Source organism: Sorangium sp. So ce363, from assembly GCF_051520435.1.
Lineage (GTDB): Bacteria > Myxococcota_A > Polyangia > Polyangiales > Polyangiaceae > Sorangium > Sorangium cellulosum_B.
The window spans coordinates 2,710,993-2,728,507 of the sequence record NZ_CP150333.1 but is presented as its reverse complement, the minus strand read 5'-3'; the positions used below and the strand labels follow the sequence as shown (position 1 = coordinate 2,728,507).

Sequence of the window (17,515 nt, the reverse complement as noted above, 5' to 3'; positions counted from 1 at the left end):
CTCCCGGCGCACGCGCGCGCTCGGCGCGCCGGAGGCAAGGAACTCGATGGTGACCACCCCGCACTTCGATCTCATCATCCTCGGCACGGGGCCGGGCGGCGAAGGCGCCGCCATGACGGCCGCGAAGCACGGCAAATCGGTCGCGGCGATCGAGCGCTACGCGCGGGTCGGCGGGGGCTGCACCCACTGGGGGACGATCCCCAGCAAGGCGCTGCGCCGCGCGATTTACCACATGAACCTGATCAACCAGAGCCCCATCTACAAGCGGATGGATGTGGTTCCGGAGTACCCGTTCGCCGAGCTCCTCGCGACCGCGAACCGCGTCATCGACGAGCAGGTCGATCTGCGCGAGAGCTTCTACGACCGGAACCGCGTCCAGCTCGTTCCGGGGCAGGCCAGGTTCGTCGATCCGCGCACGATCGAGGTGGAGAGCGACGGCGGCCAGCGCCGGCGGTACACGGCCGACAGCTTCGTCATCGCGACCGGCTCGCGCCCGTACCGGCCGGCCGACATCGACTTCAGCCACCCGCGCGTCTTCGACAGCGACACGCTGCTGCGCATGGATCACACCCCCCGGAGCATCACCATCTTCGGGGCGGGCGTCATCGGCTGCGAGTACGCGTCGATGCTGCGCAACATGCAGGTCGCCGTGAACCTCGTGAACACGCGCTCCCATCTCCTGGAGTTCCTCGACGACGAGATCACCGACGCGCTCGGGTACCACTTCTGCGACAAGGGGATCCGCGTCCTGAACGGCGAGGAGCACGAGGCGGTCGAGGCCACGAAGGAGGGCGTCGTGCTCTCCCTGAAGAGCGGGAAGAAGCTCCGGAGCGAGGTCTTCCTCTGGGCCAACGGGAGGTCGGGCAACACGGCCGAGCTCGGCCTGGAGAGCGTCGGCATCACGCCGAACAAGCGCGGTCAGCTCGAGGTGAGCGAGACCTTCCAGACGAGCCAGCCGCACATCTACGCGGTCGGCGACGTGGTCGGCTTCCCGGCGCTCGCGAGCGCGAGCTACGACCAGGGCCGGTACGCGGCCAGCCACATCTGCGGCCACGCCGACGACAAGCTGGTCCGGGACATCCCCACGGGCATCTACACGACGCCCGAGATCTCGTCGCTGGGCAAGAGCGAGCGGGAGCTCACGGCGGAGAAGGTGCCGTACGAGGTGGGGAAGTCGACGTTCAAGACGCTCGCGCGCGCGCAGATCACGGGCCAGCAGGTCGGGATGCTGAAGCTGATCTTCCACCGCGAGACGCTCGCGCTGCTCGGCATCCACTGCTTCGGCGAGAACGCCGCGGAGATCATCCACATCGGGCAGGCGATCATGTCGCAACCTGCGCCGCACAACACGATCCGGTACTTCGTGAACACGACGTTCAACTACCCCACCATGGCCGAGGCCTACCGCGTCGCGGCGCTCGACGGGCTGGGGCGCGTGTTCTGAGGGCGCGGCCCCCGGGCGCGCCCGGGCCCGCCCCTGGCAGCGTCCGGCGAGTCCGTGGCGCGCGTCAGGACGGTCCAGCGGGGCAGCGGCGCGCGGGCGCTCGGATCGGCGGTTGCCAGCGCGCGGCGCGGCGGTGATACTCCCCGGAGGAGCACGCTGTCATGGCCGCCGCTGCACCCCTCCTCGCCCCCCCTGCCGAACGCGCCGACGCTGTCGCGGCGGACGGCTCGGAAGACCAGCTCTTCGTCGTTCATGACGTCTCGTGGGAGGAGTACGAGGCCATCCTGGCCGCCCTCGGCGACCGGGCTGGCGTGCGGGTGACGTACTGCGAGGGAGTGCTGGAGCTGATGAGCCCGGGCGGACCGCACGAGGGGCGGAAGACGATCCTGGCCCGCCTCGTCGAGGCCTACGCGGAGGAGGCGGAGCTGCCGCTCAGCGGGTACGGCAGCATGACCGTCCGCAAGAGGCTCGCGCAGCGGGGGGTGGAGCCGGATGAGTGCTATGTGCTCGGGACGGTCGAGGACGGGGAGATCCCGGAGCTCGCGATCGAGATCATCGAGAAGAGCGGGACGATCAACAAGCTCTCCGTCTATGCGGGTCTCGGCGTGCCCGAAGTCTGGTTTTTGAAGAAGGGAAAGCTCTCCATCCACCTCCTCGGCCCGGACGGCTACGCGGAGGCGGGGCAGAGCCGGCTCCTGCCGGGGCTCGACGTCGCGGGGCTGACGGAGTTCATGCTGCGCAAGGGGGATCAGACGACCGTGGTGCGCGCGTGGCGCGCGAGGCTCCGGGAGCGGGGCGCCAGGTGAGCTCGGTCCGCTGAGCGATGAAGCGCCGTCCACCGAGGCGCTTCGCGACCAGCCCCCCTACCCCTCGCCGCTCGCCCGCGCCACGCACGCCGCGGCGATCGCCTCCGACCCCGCCTCTCGCGCCACGATCTCGCACGCGCGCCACGCAGCGAGCCGCTCCGGCCCCGCGGCGCCCCGCGGCGCCGCCGCGACCCGCGCCTCGACCGAGCGCGCGAAGGCGTCCAGCGCCGCCTCGTCCCCGCGCTCCGACAGGAGCGCGCCCAGCGTGAGCGCCGCGTGCGCGACCTGCCGCTCCGCGCCCGGGTACATCTCCTCCGCGAGCGCCTCGACGAGCGCCGGGAGGTCGCGGCGCGCCGCGGCCTCGCGCGCCCGCACCTCGGGTGCCGCGGCCTCGGCCCCTGCGACGCCGAGGCGCCGCTCCAGGTAGCCGACCACCGAGCGGGCGACGCGCTGGAACGAGGCGAGCCCGTCGGTCGGCGCCTCGAGCACGCCGCCCCCGGCGCGCGCGCCCGCGACGTCGAGGTCGAGCACGATGACGAGATCCTCCCGCTCCCCGATGACCAGGAGGTCGCGCGCCCAGTCGAGCGAGCGCTCCTCCGCGAGCCACGCCGTCGCCCGCGCGACGTCGCCGCGCGGCAGGATGAGCGTGCCGTCCGGGAGCGCGATGCCGTCCGCCGCCGCGTAGAGCGCCGCGAGCTCCGGCGGCTCGGCCAGCGCGAGGGACCACGCGCCCGCCTCCGCCGCCGGGGGCCGCGCCTCCACGCCAGCGCATGCGAGCAGCGCGGCGACGCGCGACGCGAGCGCGCCGGCCGCGCTCACGGCGCCCGCCGGCAGCTGCAGCGGCAAGCCCATCGCCACGGCGTGCATCTCGATGCCGCGAGGCTGCGCGAACGTGTCGCCGGTGCCATCCGGTTGATGCTCTCGGTCATGTAGATGCTCTTCGGCGCGAAGCCGTCGCGGGGCGCGACGAACAGGCGCGCAGCGTAGTAGATCGGATCGACCACGTCGACGATCGACTGCGCAAGCGAGATCGCGGGGTGGAGCTCGTGCTCCGCGCTCCGGCGAGCCCGGAAGAAGCCGTCGAGGACCGAGTCCATCTCGTGGATGTACTCGTCCAGGATCCTGAGGCGCCGCGGGTTGTGGTAGCCGTCGAGCCGGACCATGTCGCCCTCGCGGCGCAGATCGTTCGGCCACGCCCGCTCTGGTCTTCGTCCATGCTCTCCACCCACTACGTTCCAGACGAGCGAGGAGAGAGCGAGGAAAACGAGGCCGAGCCGCGCGTTCCGTCGCGAGGTGGCCGACCCCGACCTCAGCGAGCGGGCGCCGCAGCGCGCGCCGACGAGGGTGACTTCGGCTTGTGCTTCATATATATATGATTTAGGTGCTCCGGATGTCCCTGGAAGGCAGGATCGCGCTCGTCACGGGTGGGGGTCGCGGCATCGGCCGGGCGATCGCCGAGCGGCTCGCGCAGGGCGGCGCGCGCGTCGCCGTCGCAGGCCGCACGCAGGCCGAGATCGAGGAGACGGCGGCGGCCATCGGGGGCGTCGCCGTCCAGCTCGACGTCGGCGATCGCGAGGGCGCGCCGCCGACGATCGCCGCGCTCGAAGCCCAGCTCGGGCGCATCGACGTGCTCGTCAACAACGCGGGCGTCGCCGAGAGCGCGCCGTTCGACAGGACCAGCGACGCGCTCTGGGACCGCATGCTCGCGGTCAACGTGACCGGCGCCTTCGCGCTCTGCCGCGCCCTGATCCCGAAGATGATCGCGCGCGGGTTCGGGCGCGTCGTCAACGTCGCCTCGACCGCCGGGCTCGTCGGGTGCGCCTACTCGACCGCGTACTGCGCGTCGAAGCACGCCATGGTCGGAATGACCCGCGCCATCGCGCTGGAGATCGCCCGGACGCCGGTGACCATCAACTGCGTCTGCCCCGGGTGGGTGAACACGAGGATGGCGGACGAGGCGATCTCCCGCATCGCCGAGAAGACCGGGCGGGGCGAGGACGCGGCGCGGCGGTCGCTCGAGTCGATGTCGCCTCAGGGCCGGATGGTCGAGCCCGGCGAGGTCGCGCTCGTCGTGGCGATGCTCTGCAGCGACGAGGCGCGCAGCATCCATGGCCAGGCGATCCCGGTCGACGGGGGGCAGGTGATGCGGTGAACGGCGATCTCGAGATCGTGCAGCCGGCCGGGTGGCCTGCGCCGCGAGGCTACGCCAACGGCGTCGTGACGAGCGGCAGGACGCTGCACATCGCGGGGCAGATCGGGTGGGACCCCGCGTCCGGGCGGTTCCGGAGCGACGATCTGGCCGAGCAGTTCGCCCAGGCGCTCGACAACGTGCTCGCGGTCGTCGCGGCCGCCGGCGGGGAGCCGGGCGACGTCGCGCGCATGACCGTCTACGTGACCGATCTCGAGGCGTACAGGGGCTCGCTCCGCGCGATCGGCGCCGCGTGGCGGGCGCGGTTCGGCAAGCATTTCCCGGCGATGGCCCTCCTCGGCGTCGCGGGGCTCGTCGAGCGGCGCGCGCTCGTGGAGATCGAGGCCGTCGTGGCGCTCGACGCGCGCGGCGGGGGCGGCCCGTGAGGCGCGGGGCGCCGGCGAGGCGGCCGCTCGCCGTGGTACCCCCGCCGGAGAGCGCGCGCGGCGACCAGGCCGCCGTGCGCGCCTGGGTGCGCATCCTCGCGGTCCACAAGCGCGCGCTCGCGGCCATCCGGGAGGACCTGGAGCACGAGATGACCCTCCCGCGCTTCGACCTCCTGGCGAACCTCGTGCGCAGCGACGGGCAGACGCTCGCGTCGCTCTCCCGCAGCATGCTCGTCACGGCGGGCAACCTCACCGGGCTCGTCGATCGCGCGGCGCGCGACGGCATGGTCGAGCGGCGGGCCGACCCGAGCGACCGCCGCGCGTGGCGGGTGCACCTGACCGCCAAGGGGCAGCGCGCGTTCCGCGACGCCGAGCGGCGGCACGCCGCGCGCGTGGCGAAGGTGTTCTCCGGGCTGAGCCCGGCCGAGCTCTCCACGCTGACGCGGCTGCTCGACAAGCTGCGCACCACGCTCCGCGAGCCGGACATGCCCGTCCCGTCGCGCCCCGGCAGCGCCCGCGCGCACGCCGAGCGAAGCGCGCGGAGCCCCCCGCGGCGCACGCGGACGAAGCCCTGATCGCGCGAGGCTCGCGTCCGGCGCGCGCCGGACCCAGGAGATGCCCATGACCCTCACACCCCGCTCCTTCCAGCTCGAGCTCAGCCGCGGCGTCGCGGAGATCACGCTGAGCCGCCCCGACCGCCTGAACGCCCTCACCTTCGAGGTCTACGGCGAGCTCACGGCCACGTTCCGCTCGCTCGAGCGCTCGGCCGCGCGCGCGGTCGTGCTCACCGGAGCGGGGCGCGGCTTCTGCTCGGGCGGCGACGTGGAGGGGATCATCGCCGAGCTGTTCGCGCGCGACGCGCGGGGGCTGCTCGAGTTCACCCGCGCGACCGGCGCGCTGATCCAGAGCATCTGCGAGCTCCGGCGCCCGGTCATCGCCGCCGTCAACGGGGTCGCCGTCGGCGCGGGCGCGGTGATCGCCGCCGCCTGCGACCTGCGCATCGCCGCGGCGAGCGCCCGCTTCGGGTTCATCTTCCCCAAGGTCGGCCTGTCCGGCGCCGACATGGGCGCCTCGTACCTCCTGCCGCGCATCGTCGGCCAGGGGCGCGCCGCCGAGCTGCTCTTCTTCGGCGATCTCATCGGCGCCGACGAGGCGCTCCGCATCGGCCTCGTGAACCGCGTCGTCGCCGACAGCGACGCGCTGGGCGTGGCGCGCGGCTGGGCCGAGCGCCTCGCGCGCGGGCCGGCGTTCGCGCACGCGATCACCAAGCAGATGCTCGAGAGCGAGCGCACGATGCCCCTCGCCGCCGCGATCGAGGCCGAGGCGCAGGCGCAGGCCATCTGCATGGCCCACCCCGACTTCCGCGAGGCCCACGAGGCGAACAGGGCGAAGCGCCCGCCGCGCTTCGAGGGCGCCGACCGGGGCGACGCGCCGGCCGCGCCCGGCGACGCCGACGCGCCCCCCACCCCGCGGTCCACCGGCCAGGAGACGCCCCGCGTATGAGCGGGCTCGCGCTCTCCTCCGCCGAGCTCCCCGTCTTCTTCGAGGAGCGCCACGCCGCGCTCGCCGCGCGGCTGACGCCCGAGGCGCTCGCGCCGCTCGCGCGGCTCGCCAAGACGCACGACGCCGCCGCCGTGGCGCGCAGCATGGGCGAGCCGCTCGGGCTCTACGCGCACCTCGTCCCCGAGGCGCTCGGCGGCGCGCCGAGCCCCAGCGGCCTCCCCGGGGACGCGACCGCCATCGACGTGCGCTCGCTGGTCCTCATCCGCGAGGCGCTCGGCCAGGTCGCCCCGCTCGCCGACGCGATCTTCGCGGTGCAAGGGCTCGGCTCGTACCCGATCGTGCTGGCCGGCAGCGACGCGCAGCGCCGCGCGATCTTGCCCGACGTGCTCTCGGGGCGGCGCATCGGGGCCTTCGCGCTGACCGAGCCCGAGGCGGGCAGCGACGTCGCCTCGCTGAGGACCGAGGCCCGCCGCGAGGGCGACGGGTGGGTCCTCGACGGCGAAAAGGTGCTGATCTCGAACGTGCCGCTCGCGCACCACCTCGTGGTCTTCGCCCGCACGGGCGCGCCGCCGCGCGAGGGCGGCGGCGCCGCGGGCGAGCGCGGCGGCGGGCGCGCCGCGATCACGGCGTTCCTCGTCGACAGCGGCGCGCAGGGCGTCGCCTCGGAGCCGCTCCCGATGTCGGTCCCGCACCCGATCGGCCGGCTCCGCTTCGAGGGCTGCCGCGTGCCGGACAGCGCGCGGCTCGGCGAGGTGGGCGGCGGCTTCAAGCTCGCGATGCAGACGCTCGACGCCTTCCGGATCTCGGTCGGCGCGGCGGCGAACGGGATGGCGGCGCGCGCGCTCCGCGAGGCGATCGCGCACGTCACGCGGCGGAGGCAGTTCGGGGCGCCCCTGTCCGAGCAGCAGATGGTGCGCGCCTACCTCGCCGACATGGCGACCGAGCTCGACGCCGCCCGCCTGCTCGTCGCCCGCGCGGCCCACAAGCGCGACACGGCTGCGGCCGGCGCGGCGGCGCGCGTCTCGACCGAGGCGGCCATGGCGAAGATGTTCGCCACCGAGGCGGCGCAGCGGATCATCGACCGCGCGGTACAGCTCCACGGCGGCATGGGGGTCATCGAGGGGACCGAGGTCGAGCGGCTGTACCGCGAGATCCGGCCGCTGCGCATCTACGAGGGGACGACGGAGATCCAGAAGCTCATCATCGCGAAGGGCATCCTCGAGCGCGCCGCCGCGGAGCCCCCTGCCGACGAGCGCGCTCGCGACGGGGCGCGGTAGCCATGTGGAGGCCGCCGGAGAGGATCCGCCACGCGCTGCCCCGCGAGGAGCCTAAGGCCGCGGGCGAGGCGGCGCGCGCGCGCCTCTTCTCGCCGCTCCGCCTCGCCTCGGGCCTCGAGCTCGCCGAGCGCTCGTGGGTGCCCGCGATGGTCCCGTGGCGCGCGACGGAGGAGGGCGTCGTCACGCAGGACGTGCTCGACTGGTACGGCCGCTTCGCCGAAGGCCAGCCCGGCGCCCTCGTGGTCGAGGCGACCGGGATCCGCGATGTGCCGAGCGGCCCGCTGCTCCGCGTCGGGCACGATCGGTTCGTCCCGGGGCTCCGGGAGCTCGTCCGGACGGTCCGCGCGCGGAGCGCCGGCAGGACGCGCGTGTTCCTGCAGCTCATCGACTTCCTCCGCATCCGCAGGCGCCCGGCGAAGGACAGGTTCCTGCGGGAGTTCCTCGAGATCACCGGCGCGCACCGGCGCGCCCTGTCCGAGGCGCTCGGGGAGCCGCCGCTCCGGGACGCGCCGGAGCTCGAGGTGCGCGAGCGGCTGCTCGCGCTCGACGACGCGCGGCTCGAGGCCGTGCTCGCGCCCCGCGAGCTCGAGGCGCTGCGCTTCGGCGAGCGCGAGCGCGTCACCGACGTCGCGCTCCCTCACATCCGCGATCTGCCGCGGACGCTGCCGGGCCTCTTCGCCGCGGCCGCCGTGAGGGCGCGCGAGGCGGGCTTCGACGGGGTCGAGCTCCACTACGCGCACGCCTACACCATGGCCTCGTTCCTGTCCGCGCTGAACACCCGCCCGGACGGCTACGGCGGCGATCGCGAGCGCCGCGCGCGCCTCCCGCTCGAGGTCTACGCGGCGGTGCGCGCCGCCGTCTCCGCTCGCTTCACGGTGGGCTGCCGCTTCCTCTGCGACGATGTCATCGCGGGGGGCAGCCGGGTCGACGACGCGGCGTTCTTCGCGCTCGCGTTCGCGCGCGCCGGCATGGACTTCCTTTCGCTGTCGACCGGCGGCAAGTTCGAGGACGCGAAGCAGCCCAAGGTCGGCGAGGCCGCGTACCCCTACACCGGCCCGAGCGGGTACGAGTGCATGCCGACCGCGCTCTCGGACGCGGCGGGGCCGTTCGGGCGGCAGGTGCCGAAGCAGGCGCAGATCCGGCGCGCCCTGCGCGAGGCCGGCCTCGGCACGCCGGTCGTCGTGGCGGGGGGGATCTGCACGTTCGCCCAGGCCGAGGCGATCCTCGCGCGCGGCGAGGCCGATCTCATCGGGGCTGCACGGCAGACGCTCGCGGATCCCGACTGGTTCCTGAAGGTGCGGCTCGGGCGCAGCGGTGAGGTCCGACGCTGCATCTATTCCAATTACTGCGAGGCGCTCGATCAGCGCCACCGACCCGTGACGTGCCAGCTCTGGGATCGCGAGGGGCTCGACGAGCCGGGGATCGCGACCACGGAGGGCGGAGGGCGGCGGCTCACGGCGCCGCGATGGAGGCGAGAGGAGGCGTGACGATGACCGCACCGACGTTCCCTGACGAGCTCAACCTCGCCGACTACTTCCTGTTCGATCGGCTGCGCGAGGGGCTCGGCGACAAGGTCGCGCTGCTCTTCGGCGATCAGCGGCACACCTACGCCGACGTCGCCGAGAAGGTCCGGATGCTCCAGGGGCACCTCGCCGTCGAGGGCGTCGCGCTCGAGCAGCGGGTGCTCATCGTCCTGCACGACTCGCCCGCGTTCGTCTGGGCCTTCTTCGCGGCGCTGAGCCACGGCGCCGTCGTGGCGATGGGCAACCCCGAGGCGCCCGCGCCCGACCTCGCGCACCTCGTCGAGTACACGCGGGCCGCCGCGGTCGTCACGATCCCGCGCGTGGCCGAGGCGCTCCAGGGCGCGCTCGCGGCCACGGACGTCCGCACCGTCGTGCTCGTGCCCGAGGTCCCGACCGGCGGCGATCTCGAGGCCGATCTCCCGGTCTCGCCGGCCCTCGCGGCGCTGCGGGGCACCTCGCTCCGCGGCGCCCTCGAGCAGGGGCGCGCGGCGCTCGCGGCGAAGCGCGCCCCGGCAGGCCCCCGGCCCACCCGGCGCGACGACATCGCCATCTGGCTCTTCACGTCCGGCTCCACCGGCAGGAGCAAGGCGGCCATGCACACGCACCGCGACTTCGCCTTCAACACCGAGCGCTACGCCAAGGCGACCGTGGGCTACCGCAAGGACGACATCACCGTCTCGGTGCCGCGCCTCTTCTTCGGCTACGCCACGGGCACCAACCTGATGTTCCCCTTCGCCGTCGGCGCGACGTCGGGCCTCTTCGTCGAGCGGCCGACGCCGGAGTCGCTCGCGCGGTACATCGAGCGCTATCGCCCGACGGTCGTCACCAACGTCCCGACGATGATGGGCAAGCTGCTCGATGACGACGACGCCCGCGCGGCGCGCCGCGCGCCGCGCCTCGACCTCTCCAGCGTCCGCTTCCACCTGTCCGCGGGCGAGGCGCTGCCGCCGGCGCTCCTCGAGCGCTTCCGCGCGCGGTTCCACGCCGACGTCTATGACGGCATCGGCTCCGCGGAGATGTTCCACATCTACTGCACGAACCGCCCTGGCGACGTGCGCCCGGGGTCGCTCGGCCGCGTCGTGGAGGGGTACACGATCAAGATCCTCCCCTCGGACGCGGTCGGGCCGGGCGCGCCCGAGCTCCCGCCCGGCGAGACCGGCGTCATGTGGGTGAAGGGCGACTCGGTCGCGCTCGGCTACTTCCAGGATCGCGAGAAGAGCTGGGGCACCTTCCACGGCCACTGGTGCCGCACCGGAGATCTCTTCCGCATGGATGCCGAGGGCTACCTCTGGTTCAGCGGGCGCGCCGACGAGCTGCTCAAGGTGGGCGGCGTCTGGGTCGCGCCGGTCGAGGTGGAGGAGTGCCTGACCGAGCACCCGGCCGTCAGCCTCGCCGCCGTGATCGGCGCCGAGGAGGCGGGCCTCGTGAAGCCGAAGGCGTTCATCGTGGTCCGCGACGACGCGCGCGGCCGCGTCGCCACCGACGAGGGGAGGGCCGAGCTCGCCCAGGAGCTCAAGGCCTTCGTGAAGGACCGGCTGAGCAAGCACAAGTACCCGCGCTGGGTCGCCTTCGTCGATGACATCCCCAGGAACGATCGCGGCAAGGTCGATCGCAAGGCGCTCCGGCAGCGCGAGGTCGCCGGCGAGAACCCGGCGGGCCTTTAGCCCATGCAGGCCGCGCCGCGCCTCGCGGAGCTCACGACGGAGGAGCTCGCCGCGCTCCTGTCGGGCGGCGCGCCGTGCGTCGCGCTCGTGCCGGTCGGGTCGGTCGAGCCGCACGGCCCGCACCTGCCGCTCGGTACGGACACGCTCATCGGCGAAGCCGCGGCCGAGCAGGCCGGCCGCCGGCTGTGGGCGCGCGGCGTCGCCGCGCTCCTCGCCCCGCCCGTCGGTTATGGCGTGACCGACTTCGCGGCGGGCTTCGCCGGCGCGATCTCGATCCCGGCGCCCGCGCTCACCGCCTTTCTGCGCGCCGTCGCCGAGGCCTACCTGTCGGCCGGCCTGTCGCATGTCTGCTTCATCAACAACCACCTCGAGCCGGAGCACGACCGCGCCGTGCGCGCCGCCACCAGCGACCTGCCCCTGGGCCGCGCCTCGGTCGCGTGCCCGCTCGCGCGCCGCTGGGCGCGGACGCTCTCCGCGGAGTTCCGGAGCGGCGCCTGCCACGCGGGCCGTTACGAGACATCGCTCGTCCTCGCCGCGGCCTCCGCGCTCGTCCGGAAAGACATCGCCCAGGACCTGCCGGACCTCGACCTGAGCCTGTCGGAGGGCATCAAGGCAGGAGCGAAGAGCTTCCGCGCGCTGGGCATGGACGCCGCCTACACTGGATCTCCGCGCGAGGCGTCCGAGGACGAAGGCCGCGCGCTGCTCGATCTGCTCGCGACGATGATTGTCACCGAGGTCGAAGAAGGCCTCTCCAGCGCTTCCGCCCACGAACCCGCGCGGGGAAAAAGCACCAGGTAAGCCGACGAGCGCTCAGGTAGACAAAAGCAGGCATCTCTGCCCCAGCACCACCACCCCTCACGCTCGCCTGAACGGCAGAATCCGCCATCGACTCACGCGCCCCGGCAAGCTGATCACCGGCGGTTCAGGCGGATGTAGCTGCTCATGTCGCGCGGCACGCGCAGAACGCGAGCGAAACGCGAGCGAAATGTGAGCGGCATCGCAAATGTGCCTCGCGGCGCTCGACACTTACCAAGGATTCGAGCAATAATGCTTAGTTTTACTCCGACATCACAAGCAACATCAACAGATTTTTGACAGCAAACCTCTATTCCCAATTGACGCATTCAAATCAAAGCCGTAAAACGGTATCGTTTTCCTCGCGCGCTGTTTGACGCCAGAACGATCCGACGGCTGACCTGATGAAGGTGATGCTTTACGGCGCGCAGGCAGATGGTGGTTTTGGCGGGGGCGCTCTCTGGCGTTCCTGCGCGACGGCATCACACGAAGCCTCGCGGGCGGAGCTGGCCCGACGACGCGGATCGGAGAGCATCATGAGGAATCGAACGATCATGAGAGGGTCTCGGCATCTGCTCCTGGCCTCTTTCGCCGCCGCCTCCGGCGCGGCGCTCGCCGGGTGCGTCGGCGCACAAGACGAAGGTGGCGAGCTGCTCGGTGAGGCGCAGCAGGCCGCGACCGTCTGTGTGACTCTCCAGCGCACCGGGACGACGGGCGTGGTCAAGGATGCCCTCATCAATTCGACCTATCCCACCTACACTCCCACCGGAGCCGACATGTACGCTGGCGAGAGCTCCGGCTCCCAGCTGCGTGGGCTGATCGCGTTCGATCTCTCGTCGATCCCTGCCGGCGCCTCCATCGTCTCGGCGTATCTCTACCTCAACATCGGCGCCTTGACCCCCGACGTGATGCGCGTGCACCGGATCACGACGCCCTGGGACGAGAACACCGTGACGTGGAACTCGCACTCGGGCGCCTGGGATCCCACGGTCCTGGGAACCCTCACGGCGAGCTCGGGATACACGTACGCTTACCACACGGTCAGCCTCACCAGCACCGTGCAGAGCTGGGTGAACGACCCCACCACGAACAACGGTGTGTTCTTCGAGCAAACCATGAATCGCACCCACATCCGAACGAGCGAGAGCTCGGCGGATCGGCGGCCGTATCTCCGCGTCTGCTACGACAGCGAGACGGGGGGCTCGACGGCGACGTCGAGCAGCTCCAGCTCCTCGACGAGCTCCGCCACGACGTCGAGCTCCAGCTCCTCGACGAGCTCCGCCACGACGTCGAGCTCCAGCTCCTCGACGACCTCCACCACGACGTCGAGCTCCAGCTCCTCGACGACCTCCACCACGACGTCGAGCTCCAGCAGCGCGGGCGGCGCCGGGGGCGCGGGTGGTGCCGGCGGCGCGGGCGGTGCGGGGGGCGCGGGTGGTGCCGGCGGCGGAGGCGGGGGCGGCGTGCCTGGCCTGCCGATCAGCTGCAACAGCGGCACTCCTGGCGCAGGTGCCAATTGCGGCGTCGAGGGGGGCGATAACTGCTGCTCGACCCTTCCGGTCCCGGGCGGCACGTTCAACCGGCTCAACAACGCGGGTCTGCCGGCGACGGTCAGCAGCTTCTACCTCGACAAGTACACGGTCACGGTGGGGCGCTTCCGGCAGTACCTCGAGCAGACCGGCGGCCCGACCCAGGCCAACCCGCCGGCCGCCGGCGCGGGTGCACACCCGAAGATCCCGAACAGCGGCTGGGACCCGTCGTGGAACACGTATCTCGCGGCCAACACGAGCGCGCTCAAGACGGCGCTCATCTGCGATCCCTACGGATGGCCGTCCTGGAGCGACATCCCGGGAGCCAAGGAGAAGAAGCCGATCGTCTGCGCGACGTGGTACGAGCTGTTCGGATTCTGCGCGTGGGACGGCGGCCGGCTGCCGACCCAGGCGGAGATCAACTACGCCTCTGCCGGCGGCAACGAGCAGCGCATCTTCCCGTGGGGCGGCTCGAGCGTCGAGAGCATCATCGGCGTCAACCCGAACGGCTCCACGGATGTCACACGGTATGCCTCCTGGTGCTGCCAGGGTGACGGCACGGTCGCGGGTGATGGCACGAACCGCTGCCTGGGTGAGCCGTACCCGAGCAACTATCCCTGCGCGCACACGGATCTCACGGACGTCGGCAAGTTCCCCCAGGGCGCCGGGCGGTGGGGGCAGCTCGACCTGGCCGGCAACGCGTACAAGGCCACCCGTGACGGTTCGGATAACTATCAGCTGCTGATGCCCTGCAACGACTGCTCGCGGCTCGACAACACCTCGAGCGGACGCTTCATGCACGGCGGCAGCTTCCTGGCCGCCGGGTACAAGCAGACGACGGACTTTCGGGCTTCCTACGCGGGCACCTCGCGGCGCTACTACGTCACGGCGACGTGCGCGCGCGATCTCCCCACGCCGTGACGCCGCTCCAGCCGGCGGCCCGGCGAGGCGACCGCGCGCCGCCCTGGTGAAGCCGGCGGGCGAGGATCCGCCGCACACCGCGCCAAGGCGCCCGCCGGCCCTGCTGGGCCTCCAGGCGGGCGCCTCCTGCCGGCGAGCCGCTCGCTCCTGTGCCCTCCCGCTCTCCTGAACCCCCCTTGAACTTGGCCCTCGCCGGCGCCTCCTGATACGCGCGCTCCATGCGCGTGAGAGGTGCTTTCCTCCTGCCGGCGATAGCGCTCGCGACGCTGAGCGTGAGCTGCCCGCGCCCTGCCTCCGAGCCCGCCGCGACCTCCCCGGCCCCGGCGCCCGCCTCCGCCGTCACCGCGCCGCTCGCCGCAGCCGCGCCCGCCGTCGCTGCCCCGGCGCCCGCCGCCGCCCGCGCGGAGGACGCCGCGCCGCCCAGCGCGGAGGCCGCGAGGACGCCGGGCGCTGTCGCCGCGGGGCCGGGCGGCGACCCGCTCGCGTTGCCGGCGCTGCCGCCGGAGCTCGTCGATGACGGATCCGACAAGCTGCCCGAGATCGATCCTCCCCCGGCCACCTCGCCGACGGCGGCCGAGGAGGAGGTCCACGAGCTCGCGAGCATCGCCAGGGAGACGTGGATCTTCGCCGAACCGCGCTGGACCAGCCGGCGCATCGGGTACCTGCGCGCCGGCGCCGTGGTCGCGCGCAGGCCGGAGCCCTCCGGCAGGACGTCGTGCGCCGAGGGCTGGTACCGCATCGAGCCGAACGGCTACGTCTGCATCGGCGCCAGTGCGACGCTCAACATTCACGACCTGGCGGTCGAGGCATCGTCTCGCCGCCCCGTCCGTCGGTTCGCTTCACCCACCTCGCCGGTCGTTCGTGGCGAGGCCGCGCCTGCCGCGACGCAGGCGGGCGAGACCACACTTGCCGCGGCGCAGGCGGGCGAGGCCACACTTGCTGCAACGCAGCCGGGCGAGACCGCACTTGCTGCAACGCAGGCAGGCGCAAACGCACTTGCTGCAGCGCAGGCAGGCGCAAACACACTTGCCGCAACGCAGCCGGGCGCAAACGCATTTGCCGCGACGCAGGCAGGCGACGCGACAACCCTGCTCGGCGGTCTGCCCTACACGTACGCGATGTCTCGCTCCCCGACCCCGCCGCTCTATGCGCGCCTTCCGGACGAGGACGAGCAGCGCGGCGCCGAGCCCGACCTCGCCGGGCACCTGCTCCGCGCCGCGACCGCCGCGCGCGCGCCCGACTTCGTCGCGCCGCCGCCTCCGGACGCGACGCCCTCGGTCCTGCTCTACGGGCGGCCGGCGCCCGGGCTCGCCGGCGATCGCCGCTCTCCCGACGCGCTCGTCCTGGGCCGCGCCCGGACGCGCTCCGGCTTTGCCCTGCTCTCGACGTTCGATCACGACGGGCGCCGCTTCGGCCTGACGACCGACCTCGCCGTCCTGCCGCTCGACCGCACCCGCGTCATCCGGCCGAGCGCCTTCGCCGGGCTGGCGCTCCCTGAGGACGTCACCTTGCCCGTGGCCTTCGCCAGGCGCCGCCACGCCGCGCGCCTCGTCCCGGGCGAGCGCGGGGGCGTCACCCGCGCCCCGCTCCGCTTCCGCGAGGCGATCCCGCTGTCCGGCGCCTCGCGGCGCCTCGGCGGCATCGACTACCTCGAGGCGCGGGACGGCTCGCTCGTCCGCACCGACGAGGTCGTGCGCGTCGACCCGCTCCCCCGGACCCCTGCGTGGGCGGTGCGCGGGCGGAAGTGGATCGACGTCTCGATCGACAAGCAGAGCCTCGTCGCCTACGAGGGCGCCCGCCCCGTCTACGTGACGCTCGTCTCGACGGGGGCGGACGGCCTCGGCGATCCCAAGACGACACGCTCTACCATCCAGGGGCTGTTCCGCATCCACACGAAGCACGTCACGGTCACGATGGACGGCGACGAGGAGGACGAGGATCCGTTCGACTTCCGCGACGTGCCTTTCGTCCAGTACTTCACGGAGGGCTTCGCGTTCCACGCGGCCTACTGGCACGACGATTTCGGCACCCCGCGCAGCCACGGTTGTGTGAACCTCTCTCCGCTCGACGCCGCCTGGCTGTTCGAGTGGACGACGCCCGAGGTCCCGGCCGAATGGCACGGCGCGCTCTCGCTACGGAAGGGCACGCTCGTCTCCATCCGCCCCTGAGCCGGCGGCCCGCCGGCGCTGCCCCTTCCGCGCCGCGCGAAGGCACGCTACACGCTCGCTCCATGGCCATCCAGGAGCCCCTCTCGCTCGATCAGCTCATGGCGATCGATCCGCTGCTCTCCGAGGAAGAGCGCATGATCCGCGACGCCGTCCGTCGCTTCGTGCGCGAGCGGTACCTGCCGCGCGCCGCGGACCTGTTCGCGCGCGAGGAGTTCGCGACCGACCTGATCCCCGAGATCGCCGCGCTCGGCCTGCTCGGGGGCTCGCTGACCGGCTACGGCTGCGCCGGCATGAACTCGGTCGCTTACGGCCTCGCGCTGCAGGAGCTCGAATATGGTGACAGCGGCCTGCGCAGCTTCGTGAGCGTCCAGGGCTCGCTGGCGATGTATCCGATCTGGAAGTACGGCTCCGAGGCGCAGAAGCAGCGGTGGCTTCCGAAGATGGCCGCCGCCGAGCTGATCGGGTGTTTCGGCCTGACGGAGCCCGACAGCGGGTCGGATCCGAGCTCGATGAAGACCCGCGCCCGGAAGGACGGGAGCGCGTACGTGCTGACGGGCACGAAGATGTGGATCACGAGCGCGCCGATCGCGGACCTCTGCGTTGTGTGGGCCAAGGTCGATGACGGAGGGGCCGAGTCCATCCGCGGCTTCGTGGTGGAGCGCGGGATGAAGGGGCTGGAGACGCCGCTCATCCACGGCAAGATGAGCCTGCGCGCGAGCCCGACCGGCGAGATCGTGCTGAACGAGGTGCGCGTGCCGGAGGAGAACGTGCTCCCGGGCGTGGTCGGCCTGAAGGGCCCGCTCGGCTGCCTGACCCAGGCGCGCTTCGGCATCGCGTGGGGCGCGCTGGGCGCCGCGCGCGCCTGCTACGAGACGGCGGTCTCCTATGCGCGCGAGCGCGTCCAGTTCGGCCAGCCGATCGCGTCGCGGCAGCTCATCCAGTCGGAGCTCGTCGAGATGGCGACGGAGATCGCGAAGGGGCAGCTCATGGCGCTGCACTTCGGGCGGCTGAAGGATGCGGGCGGCATCAGCCCGGTGCAGGTCTCGCTCTGCAAGCGGAACAACGTGGGCTGGGCGCTCAAGATCGCGCGGACCGCGCGGAGCGTGCTCGGCGCGAACGGGATCCTGCTCGATTACCCGGTCATCCGGCACATGCTCAACCTGGAGAGCGTGTACACGTACGAGGGCACCGACGAGGTGCATTGCCTGATCCTCGGCAACGCGATCACGGGACACAGCGCGTTCTGAGGGGATGCCGGCGGGTATTCAGCGCGGATTGACGGCCAAGGACGCCAAGAGAAGAGAGGAAGCT

The 17,515-nt window shown here is 72.6% G+C and carries 15 protein-coding genes; 13 read left to right on the top strand and 2 right to left on the bottom strand.

Annotated elements, in window-relative coordinates; translation table 11 throughout:
* Window positions 1-46: 46 nt before the first annotated feature.
* The gene (gene sthA, locus WMF12_RS10570) at window positions 47-1,444 is read left to right on the top strand and encodes a Si-specific NAD(P)(+) transhydrogenase (protein ID WP_437870487.1); all 1,398 of its coding nucleotides are present in this window, start codon (window positions 47-49) and stop codon (window positions 1,442-1,444) included.
* 161 nt (window positions 1,445-1,605) lie between these two features.
* Window positions 1,606-2,250, top strand: a complete 645-nt coding sequence (locus WMF12_RS10565; RefSeq protein ID WP_437870486.1) for a Uma2 family endonuclease — start codon at window positions 1,606-1,608, stop codon at window positions 2,248-2,250.
* A gap of 57 nt (window positions 2,251-2,307) precedes the next feature.
* On the opposite strand, the gene WMF12_RS10560 is transcribed toward WMF12_RS10565, so the two are convergent.
* Both WMF12_RS10560 and WMF12_RS10555 read right to left on the bottom strand, forming a co-directional pair.
* Window positions 2,308-3,102 (bottom strand): hypothetical protein, encoded by a 795-nt coding sequence (locus WMF12_RS10560; RefSeq protein ID WP_437873848.1) that lies wholly within the window; start codon window positions 3,100-3,102, stop codon window positions 2,308-2,310.
* Window positions 3,066-3,413, bottom strand: coding sequence for a hypothetical protein (locus WMF12_RS10555; RefSeq protein ID WP_437870485.1), 348 nt, complete (start codon window positions 3,411-3,413; stop codon window positions 3,066-3,068). The genes WMF12_RS10560 and WMF12_RS10555 overlap by 37 nt, the downstream gene beginning before the upstream one ends.
* A 227-nt stretch (window positions 3,414-3,640) precedes the next feature.
* On the opposite strand from WMF12_RS10555, the gene WMF12_RS10550 reads away from it, so the two are divergent.
* The 11 genes from WMF12_RS10550 (at window position 3,641) to WMF12_RS10500 (ending at window position 17,451) form a co-directional block, all read left to right on the top strand.
* Complete coding sequence (locus WMF12_RS10550; RefSeq protein ID WP_437873847.1) at window positions 3,641-4,402, top strand: SDR family NAD(P)-dependent oxidoreductase; 762 nt, start codon at window positions 3,641-3,643, stop codon at window positions 4,400-4,402.
* A complete protein-coding gene (locus WMF12_RS10545; protein WP_437870484.1) occupies window positions 4,399-4,824 on the top strand; it encodes a RidA family protein in 426 nt (141 codons plus the stop codon). The genes WMF12_RS10550 and WMF12_RS10545 overlap by 4 nt, the downstream gene beginning before the upstream one ends.
* A gap of 32 nt (window positions 4,825-4,856) precedes the next feature.
* Window positions 4,857-5,399: a MarR family winged helix-turn-helix transcriptional regulator gene (locus WMF12_RS10540; RefSeq protein ID WP_012234634.1), complete on the top strand. Its 543-nt coding sequence runs from the start codon at window positions 4,857-4,859 to the stop codon at window positions 5,397-5,399.
* A 40-nt stretch (window positions 5,400-5,439) separates the two neighbouring features.
* A complete protein-coding gene (locus WMF12_RS10535; protein WP_437870483.1) occupies window positions 5,440-6,327 on the top strand; it encodes an enoyl-CoA hydratase family protein in 888 nt (295 codons plus the stop codon).
* Entirely contained in the window at window positions 6,324-7,604 is a 1,281-nt protein-coding gene (locus WMF12_RS10530) for an acyl-CoA dehydrogenase family protein (protein WP_437870482.1), read from the top strand. Before WMF12_RS10535 ends, WMF12_RS10530 begins: the two co-directional genes overlap by 4 nt.
* Window positions 7,605-7,606: 2 nt before the next feature.
* Window positions 7,607-9,091 (top strand): NADH:flavin oxidoreductase, encoded by a 1,485-nt coding sequence (locus WMF12_RS10525; protein WP_437870481.1) that lies wholly within the window; start codon window positions 7,607-7,609, stop codon window positions 9,089-9,091.
* Window positions 9,092-9,093: 2 nt separating this feature from the next.
* Window positions 9,094-10,791, top strand: coding sequence for a benzoate-CoA ligase family protein (locus WMF12_RS10520; RefSeq protein WP_437870480.1), 1,698 nt, complete (start codon window positions 9,094-9,096; stop codon window positions 10,789-10,791).
* Between the two features lie 3 nt (window positions 10,792-10,794).
* Entirely contained in the window at window positions 10,795-11,589 is a 795-nt protein-coding gene (locus WMF12_RS10515; protein WP_437870479.1) for a creatininase family protein, read from the top strand.
* Window positions 11,590-12,140: 551 nt separating this feature from the next.
* Window positions 12,141-14,036 (top strand): DNRLRE domain-containing protein, encoded by a 1,896-nt coding sequence (locus tag WMF12_RS10510; protein ID WP_437870478.1) that lies wholly within the window; start codon window positions 12,141-12,143, stop codon window positions 14,034-14,036.
* A gap of 218 nt (window positions 14,037-14,254) precedes the next feature.
* On the top strand, window positions 14,255-16,204 hold the full coding sequence (locus tag WMF12_RS10505) for a L,D-transpeptidase family protein (RefSeq protein ID WP_437870477.1): 1,950 nt from the start codon (window positions 14,255-14,257) through the stop codon (window positions 16,202-16,204).
* Window positions 16,205-16,266: 62 nt separating this feature from the next.
* Window positions 16,267-17,451, top strand: a complete 1,185-nt coding sequence (locus tag WMF12_RS10500; RefSeq protein ID WP_437870476.1) for an acyl-CoA dehydrogenase family protein — start codon at window positions 16,267-16,269, stop codon at window positions 17,449-17,451.
* Window positions 17,452-17,515: the final 64 nt, after the last annotated feature.